Source organism: uncultured Sphingorhabdus sp., assembly GCF_937872355.1.
GTDB lineage: Bacteria > Pseudomonadota > Alphaproteobacteria > Sphingomonadales > Sphingomonadaceae > Sphingorhabdus_B.
In genome coordinates this window covers 23,518-31,333 of the sequence record NZ_CALMSV010000118.1, presented here as the reverse complement: position 1 = coordinate 31,333, position 7,816 = coordinate 23,518, and the positions used below count along the sequence as shown (strand labels likewise).

The following is a 7,816-nucleotide window of genomic DNA, read 5'->3' as shown; positions in this document are numbered from 1 at the left end:
GTGAGCGCTGGGCGACTGGCGTGCCGTCCAACCAGGTATTGTGCGACGTGCGCGACCACAAACCGATCCTGCCGGTTACGCTGCGGGGCCATGATGACCGTATATTGTCGCATATGGACCTTTGCTGGATCGATGTGTCCGAGGTGAAATCCGAAGGCCGGTCTTCGACAACCGAAGAGTCTGCAAATGTTCGGCAATTGGGATCCGGCTGACACCGAATCCGCTTATTGCATCGCAACATTGAAATTTTATTGCGACTCTGTTAAAGAGATTGGCAAGCACCAGATTCCCGTCGCTTGGACGACGGACAGAAAAGAGAGTTTCAGACGACAGGCACCGGCATATTGGCAAAAGCAGCTCGACTGATTTTGCTCGCCCAAGATGCCCAATACTTCATCCAGAAAGGGTCCGTATAATGGCGACTTCCGCTATATCCTTCGACGTTGGCGACTATGTTGTTTATCCCAAGCATGGCGTCGGACGGGTTATTGAACTGCAGAACCAGGAAATCGCTGGCATGCAGCTTGAACTTTATGTTCTGCGCTTCGAAAAAGAAAAGATGACGCTGCGCGTACCGGTCAACAAGGCCGAGAGCGTTGGCATGCGCAAGCTCTCTTCAGACAAGACACTGAAAGAAGCTATGGAAACCTTGAAGGGCAAGCCCAAGGTCAAGCGCACAATGTGGTCGCGCCGCGCACAGGAATATGAAGCCAAGATCAATTCGGGCGACCTTGTATCGATTGCTGAAGTGACCCGCGATCTGTTCCGTCCGGACGACCAGCCCGAGCAGAGCTATTCCGAACGTCAGATTTTCGAAGCGGCATCGAGCCGCCTCGCGCGCGAACTGGCCGCGATGGAAAAAACCGATGAGCCAGCCGCGCTCAAGAAAATCCTCGACGTTCTCAAGGTGTCCGCACCGCAATGGTACGAAAAGGCTGAATAAGCCAACTGCGCAACCACAAAAAAGGCTCCCGGAAGGGGGCCTTTTTTATGCGGTCCGTTCTACCTTCCGGTTTGACCAGACAAGCGGCATTATGCATAACGCCACAGCATAGCCGCGTCGGGCGGCCTTATAGGCGCAAGGAAACCGCATGCAGCATCCCAAAAGCTCGGTCATATTGGTTGTTGCAGCATCATTAATGCTCACACAAACCCCATATTACGCCCATGCAGCGTCCAAAACTTTCCTGATAGGAAGTTTTGACGAGTTGATTGTCGAGGGCGACATCATCGTCAAGCTGGACAATATGAAGGCACCATCGGCCAAAGCCAGCGGCGATCACAATCTGGTCGAGGCGCTTAAGATAGAACGCAACGGATTGACCGTGCGGATCCGGGTGCAGGATTATGAGGGCACGACGCAAAATGCGGGGGTTGGCGATCCGCTGGTGGTCACATTGGGGGGACGCGACGTGCGAAGGGTCAGCGTCGACGGAAACGGCCAGTTAGATGTTAACCGCATCCGTTCGCCAGGCCTTCCAGTCACCATTAGAATTGCAGGCGCAGGGCAAATCAATGTCGGCCAAATCGAAAGCGATCGTATGGAGGTCAGCCTGGCAGGGACTGGCGGAATCAACATTATGGCAGGGAAAGTCCGTACTGCGCGCTTTTCAATTAACGGAAGCGGCAAGATGGACGCCCAAAAACTGTCGTTGATGCAGGCCAATCTCTTTCAGCAAGGCAATGCGACAACGCATTTGCTGGTCAATGAGAAAATCGACATTTCGAACAGTGGATCTGGATCGATCCAGATTGATGGCAACGCAACTTGCTTTGTGCGCCAGCCTGGATCGGCCAAAATCGTCTGCGGGAAGACCGCGCAATGATCGCATCGAGATGGATGACCATGATGTTTGCTGCAGCGGCATTGGCCAGCTGCAGCGGCCTGAGTGCCGGCAGCAATGCGACCAAAGCAAAAGGCTGCACAGCCGGAACCACGCTCGCAACCAGCGAAGCGGGTCTAGAACAAACGCGATTATGCGTTGTGAGTGGCAGCAGAACTCACAGCTTTACGGTCGAAATCGCCCGAACATCGCCGCAACAGGCGAGAGGATTGATGTTTCGAACCGAACTGGCAGACGACAAGGGCATGATCTTTCCCTTTGGCGAACCACGGATGGCCAGCTTCTGGATGAAAAACACCGTTATCCCGCTAGACATCATCTTCGTGCGTGCCGATGGAAAGATCGAAAATATCGCGGCGAACACTGTGCCTTACTCAACCGACCCGGTCGAATCGACCGCACCGGTGGCGGCGGTACTTGAACTGCGTGGTGGCCTTACTGCTCAACTAGGAATCAAGCCTGGTGACACTGTAAGCTGGACTGCCCGCTAGTCGCCTTTTTGATTGCAAGCCCTGGCACTTCCGCCTAATCGGCGGCGCATGGGAATCTTGGCGAAAATCTTCACCTGGTGGGACGGTGCCACCATCGGCACAGCCTTTTACAGCGCGCGCAAAGGCGTACTTGTGGGTGAGGACGAGCAGGGCAATCGCTATTATCGTTCGAAAGACGGCGCGCGGCGCTGGGTTATTTATAACGGCGCAAATGATGCAAGCCGAGTAGCACCTGAATGGCACGGCTGGTTGCACGGAACCTTTGAAGGTGAGCCAGACAGCTACTTACCGCCAAAGCGGAAATTCGAACTGCCGCAGTCAGCCAACCCTACAGGCAGTGAAGCCGCTTACAGGCCGCAAGGCGCGCTTGAACGCGGCGGCCTTCGTGCGCCTTCAACAGGTGATTATGAGGCTTGGAGCCCCGACGCGGCATGAGCCGGTTCATCTCTGCGCTGGCTGTTTCTGCTGCATTGCTTCTGTCAGGCTGCAACAGCAGCGAACCGGAAGCTGAACCCAAAGCCAAGGCCAAAACCACCGCCAGTGCCGACAAACCTGTGTCGGCGGAGGACGGGCAAATCGGAACGCCAATGGCGGAACGCGTCGCAATTATTGGCCTTTTGAACAAGCGAAACGGCCAGACCCGCGATTTTGAAGTGAAGCCAGGTGAATCCGCTCGTTTTGGCAAGGTCGTCATCCGCGTGCGTGCCTGCGAAAAAACGGCACCTTGGGAATCCTTTCAGGACCAAGGCGCTTTTGTGCAACTGATCGTGCGTCAACGTCCCGCAGGCACAAACGACGCAGAACGCTGGGCGCAGGGATTTTCAGGCTGGCTGTTTAAGGAAACTCCGGCCGCCAATATTGTGCAGCATCCGATTTATGACGTTTGGGTCAAGGAATGCAGAATGAACTTCCCGGGCGAAGAAACGCCAGTGGAAAACCCGAAAGATGATTCTGCCAGCAATCGATCGAGTGCGCCCCAATCTGCTCCGGCAGACAATGCTCCTGCTGCTGCCCCCGCTGCTCCTGCCGATGATGAGGCATCGGGCGGCGAAGGAGAGGCAACCGTCGAAACCTGATCTCGCAGGTCAACCAACGCGACCTCGAGCAATTCAAGATAGTGCTTCTGGCTGATTTCGATCGCCCCCAAAGACTGCAGATGTTCGGTCATAAACTGGCAATCGAGCAATGCAAAACCGCCCAGCTTCATCCGCGCAACCAGCCAGGCCATAGCCACCTTGGACGCATCGGTTACGCGTGAGAACATGCTTTCGCCGAAAAATGCCTTCCCCATCGCCAACCCGTAGAGCCCGCCTACCATTCGGCCATCCCGCCAGCATTCGACACTATGTGCCAAACCCATCTGGTGTAGCTGCAAAAACGCTTCTTCAATATCGGAGTTGATCCAGGTTTCCTGCCTGTCATCGGTGCTTTCGGCGCACAGGCGGATCACGCCCGCAAAGTCCCTGTCGCTGGTAACTTCAAAACGGTCCTGCCGGATGGCTTTGGCTAGCGATTTCGAGACATGGAAGCCGTTGATCGGCATGATGGCGCGCTGTTGCGGCTCAACCCAGAAAGATTCCCTATCCTCGCGCGAGTCCGCCATGGGGAAAATGCCGTGGGCATAAGCACTCAAGAGCAGGTCGATATTGATCGGCACATATGCACCCTATCAATATTTGCGCCGAATGCCAGTTTCGGCTAAGCGCGCGAAAGAACCCCGGCCAGCCTATCTTCACCGAGTCCCGCTGGCGCCGGGGTGATTTGTTTTTAACGGGAAATGCCGATGACACGCCGCCGCAAAATCTATGAAGGCAAGGCCAAGATTCTTTACGAAGGTCCCGAACCCGGCACGCTGATCCAATATTTCAAGGATGATGCAACCGCGTTCAACGCCCAGAAAAAGGGCACGATAAGCGGCAAGGGCGTGATCAACAATCGCGTCTCGGAACATGTCTTCACGCGACTGGCGCATATCGGCATCCCGACGCACTTCATCCGCCGCCTGAACATGCGCGAACAATTGATCCGCCAGGTGGAGATCGTGCCGATTGAAGTCATCGTCCGCAATGTCGCGGCCGGCACATTGTCGAAGCGGTTGGGTATCGAGGAGGGAACCCCCCTTCCCCATACGCTTCTCGAATATTGCTATAAGGATGACAGCCTTGGAGACCCGCTAGTTGCCGAAGAGCATATCGCGTGCTTCGGCTGGGCGAGCCAGGAAGAGATGCAGGACATCTCCTCAATGGCGATCCGCATCAACGATTTCATGTGCGGCATGTTCGCCGCAATCGGCATTCGCCTGATCGATTTCAAACTTGAATTTGGTCGTCTTTATGATGGCGATTTCAGCCGCATCATCCTTGCTGACGAAATCAGCCCGGATGGTTGCCGCTTGTGGGATATCGAAACAGGCGAAAAGCTCGACAAGGATCGCTTCCGTCGCGACCTTGGCGGTGAAGCCGAAGCCTATCAGGAGGTCGCACGCCGCCTTGGCCTGATGCCCGAAGAAGGCGAAGGCGCGGTACTCGACATGGTCACGCACCGCCTGCGAAAGGGCAAATGATTTCGACCAATGGCGGTTGCCATTGCTGAAAAACCGGCGATAAACGGCGCATGGGGAAATCCTTTGCTGTCATAGTCTTGGCGCTGCTTTCGGGCATAGCGTTTTTCGTAACACCGGTTTCTGCAGCGCCTGCCTCACCAGCAGGCGCGATACGAACAGCGCCGTGGAACAGCGAGACCACCGAACTCGAGGCCGACAGCCGTATCATCTATGGTCGCCTGCCCAATGGCCTGCGCTATGCGATCCGCCGCAACGAACGGCCCGAAAACCAGGTACTGGTGCGGCTCGCCTTCGAATTCGGCTCGGCTGCGGAAGCAAATGACGAGCAAGGCCTGGCACATTTCATCGAACATATGGCCTTTAACGGATCGACCAATGTCCCCGAAGGCGAAATGGTGCGTATGCTTGAAAGGCTGGGTCTTTCGTTTGGCGCGGATACCAATGCGTCGACCGGGTTCGTTCGCACACAATATAAGCTGGACCTTCCCAAGGCCGATCCCGCTTTAATCGAACGCGCGCTCTTCCTGATGCGCGAAACGGCCAGCGAAATCAGTTTCAACCCCGGTGCCGTCGATCGTGAACGTGGGGTCGTCATCGCTGAAATGCGCGACAGGGAGAATTTCAACTTCCAGCGAAACCGCGCGGCGAGCGAACTGCTGTATCCCGATAGCTATTTTTCAACCCGCTACCCCATCGGCAAGCTTGAAGTACTGCAGAATGCATCAGCGGAAAAAATGAAGGCACTCTATCGGAAATGGTATGTTCCCGATCGCTCACGACTGGTCATCGTCGGGCCGGTGGATCCAGCGGCTATCGAACGCGAAATTGTCCGCAAATTTTCCAGCTGGCAGGGCTCAGGCGCGGCACTGGGCGAAATCGATCAATGTAGTTTCGATAATGACCGACCGGCAAAAGCCGCCATTTTCAGCCATCCTGAGGTGAACGAAGCCCTCAACATCGAACAGATTATTGCTGACAGGAAACGCCCTGATACGTTCGAACGGGCGTTACTCGACCTCAAAATGGGTATGGCTGCGGCGATCGTCGCTGACCGGATTTCACGCAAGAGCCGCAATGAGGATATTCCGTTGCTCAACAGCGGCCTGTCCTTTGCGGCTGGCTTTTGCGATCGGCATGCGCGTATCGGTATGACGATTGCAGGCAAGGATGGCAGCTGGAAAACCGTGTTACCGATTGTCGAACAGATGGTGCGTCAGGCGGTTGACTATGGCTTTTCAGAACAGGAAATTTCCGAGCAGATTAAAAGGTATGATGCGGCTTTCGACAATGCGGTCAAAAGTGAACCCACAACCGTCAGCAGCAGCTTTGCCAACGAACTATCCAATCTGGACGAGGACATCGTAACGAGCGCTGAATACAGACTACGCCTGTGGAAACAGTTGCGCCCCTTCATGACGAAGGACGCCGTCTCCCGGGAATTTGCGCAATGGTTTGGCCGCCTTGATCGCCCGCGCATTTTCCTCTCCAGCAAGAATTCCGATCCAGCCACGCCAGAAACGCTGCTTGTTGCCTTCTCCGAAAGCCGTAAGCAGCCTGTTGAAGCCCCAATGCAACGTGCCTCCCTCGAATGGGGTTACACCGATTTCGGTCCGCGCAGCGATGTTGTGGAGGATAAGAGCATCGCCGACCTCGGCATTCGCACGGTCCGTTTTTCGAACAATGTCCGGCTCAACATCAAACGCACCGACTTCGAGAAAGATCGGGTCCGCTGGACCTTGCGGATTGATGGCGGAAAGCTTTCGCTGCCCATAGCCGACCAGCCGCTCGGCATGTTCATGGATGGAGCCTTCGCAAGCGGCGGCCTCGGCAAATATGACATTGACGATCTGCGTGCTGTATTGGCCGGTACAACCGCCAGCCCGGCCTTCGCTTCCGCGCCAACCTATTTTGGGGGGGGCGGAGCAACTGTGACCAAAGACCTTGAACGGCAAATGCAGTTGCTCGCTGCTTATGTTACCGATCCGGGATATCGCGAGGAAGCCGTCAAGCTGTTCCGCAGGCCCCTGCCGGAATTTTACGCGAGGTTGGATGCAACCCCCGGCTCCGCGCTGACCATCGGTCAGGCGCGAATTATGAACGGTGAAGATCCGCGTTTTGTGCTTCCAGCGATTGATGCTTTGCTTGCAGCCAACTTTGAAAAATTGAAGGCGGCCATCGGCAACCAGTTGCAAAGCGGCGCAATAGAAATTGGACTTGTCGGCGATGTAGATGAAGCGGCTGCGATTGATGTGATTTCGCGCACATTTGGCGCTCTCCCGCTTCGGTCCGATAAAGACTTTGACTTCGCTTCGGCCAAAACGACCAGCTTTACTGGCAGCTTTGGCACCCACACACTCTACCACCGCGGCGAAGCCAATCAGCTGAGCTGGCGGCGTGTCTGGTCAACGACAGACGACTCGGATTTCCGGTTGGAGCAGACGATGTCGCTGTTGGCGGACATCGCCCGCATCCGTCTGATTGATGAATTGCGCGAAGGATTGGGTGCCACATATGGCGCTGGTGCCGGATCAGACATGTCCGATGTCTATCCAGGCCGCGGGATGTTTACGATATCTACCAGCGGAGATCCCAAGGACCTGGAAAAAATCGAAGCTGCTGTGGACGAGGTTGTGGCAGAGCTTTTGGCGGCACCGGTGAACGCGGACCTGTTCGAACGGGCGCGCAAACCGACGCTTGAAAGCTATGCCGATTGGAAGAAACGCAATGCCACCTGGATGGATATTGTCGACGAGGCCCAGTCAGCGCCTGATCGCTTGCAGCGCTTTCGCATAAGCGAGGAGCAATATCGCTCAATCACGCCGCACCAGGTGTGGGAGGCCGCTAAGCGGTTTCTCGATCCGAAGAAGAGCTATACTTTCAGGGTGGTGCCAAAAGTGGCAGCGCAAAACTGAAGCGGC

The 7,816-nt window shown here is 55.7% G+C and carries 7 protein-coding genes and 2 pseudogenes; 8 read left to right on the top strand and 1 reads right to left on the bottom strand.

The annotated features are described in order from the left end of the window. The 6 genes and pseudogenes from Q0239_RS07100 to Q0239_RS18175 form a co-directional block, all read left to right on the top strand. Nucleotides 1-212 (top strand): annotated as a pseudogene (locus tag Q0239_RS07100) (hypothetical protein); the annotation flags it as partial. Between the two features lie 203 nt (nt 213-415). Next, nucleotides 416-943 carry a CarD family transcriptional regulator gene (locus tag Q0239_RS07095; protein WP_298600434.1) on the top strand — a complete coding sequence of 176 codons (528 nt, stop codon included), beginning with the start codon at nt 416-418 and terminating at the stop codon, nt 941-943. Between the two features lie 148 nt (nt 944-1,091). After that, nucleotides 1,092-1,826 carry a DUF2807 domain-containing protein gene (locus Q0239_RS07090; RefSeq protein WP_298600431.1) on the top strand — a complete coding sequence of 245 codons (735 nt, stop codon included), beginning with the start codon at nt 1,092-1,094 and terminating at the stop codon, nt 1,824-1,826. Nucleotides 1,827-1,840: 14 nt separating this feature from the next. Next, nucleotides 1,841-2,335, top strand: a complete 495-nt coding sequence (locus Q0239_RS07085) for a DUF192 domain-containing protein (RefSeq protein WP_298600428.1) — start codon at nt 1,841-1,843, stop codon at nt 2,333-2,335. 48 nt (nt 2,336-2,383) lie between these two features. After that, nucleotides 2,384-2,770, top strand: a complete 387-nt coding sequence (locus Q0239_RS07080; RefSeq protein WP_298600425.1) for an NADH:ubiquinone oxidoreductase subunit NDUFA12 — start codon at nt 2,384-2,386, stop codon at nt 2,768-2,770. Next, nucleotides 2,767-3,174: pseudogene (locus tag Q0239_RS18175) on the top strand (DUF2155 domain-containing protein); the annotation flags it as partial. The gene Q0239_RS07080 and the pseudogene Q0239_RS18175, both read left to right, overlap by 4 nt. A 35-nt stretch (nt 3,175-3,209) precedes the next feature. On the opposite strand, the gene aat reads toward Q0239_RS18175, so the two are convergent. After that, entirely contained in the window at nt 3,210-3,986 is a 777-nt protein-coding gene (gene aat, locus Q0239_RS07070) for a leucyl/phenylalanyl-tRNA--protein transferase (protein WP_298600437.1), read from the bottom strand. Between the two features lie 132 nt (nt 3,987-4,118). Between aat and purC the strand changes: the two genes are divergently transcribed. Together purC and Q0239_RS07060 are read left to right on the top strand one after the other, a co-directional pair. Continuing rightward, entirely contained in the window at nt 4,119-4,898 is a 780-nt protein-coding gene (gene purC, locus Q0239_RS07065) for a phosphoribosylaminoimidazolesuccinocarboxamide synthase (protein ID WP_298600422.1), read from the top strand. A gap of 50 nt (nt 4,899-4,948) precedes the next feature. Further along, on the top strand, nt 4,949-7,810 hold the full coding sequence (locus Q0239_RS07060; protein ID WP_298600419.1) for a pitrilysin family protein: 2,862 nt from the start codon (nt 4,949-4,951) through the stop codon (nt 7,808-7,810). Nucleotides 7,811-7,816: the final 6 nt, after the last annotated feature.

Coding starts and splice junctions, on each gene's coding strand:
- Q0239_RS07095 (WP_298600434.1), top strand. CDS start 416: ATGGCGACTTCCGCTATATCCTTCGACGTTGGCGACTATGTTGTTTAT.
- Q0239_RS07090 (WP_298600431.1), top strand. CDS start 1,092: ATGCAGCATCCCAAAAGCTCGGTCATATTGGTTGTTGCAGCATCATTA.
- Q0239_RS07085 (WP_298600428.1), top strand. CDS start 1,841: ATGACCATGATGTTTGCTGCAGCGGCATTGGCCAGCTGCAGCGGCCTG.
- Q0239_RS07080 (WP_298600425.1), top strand. CDS start 2,384: ATGGGAATCTTGGCGAAAATCTTCACCTGGTGGGACGGTGCCACCATC.
- purC (WP_298600422.1), top strand. CDS start 4,119: ATGACACGCCGCCGCAAAATCTATGAAGGCAAGGCCAAGATTCTTTAC.
- Q0239_RS07060 (WP_298600419.1), top strand. CDS start 4,949: ATGGGGAAATCCTTTGCTGTCATAGTCTTGGCGCTGCTTTCGGGCATA.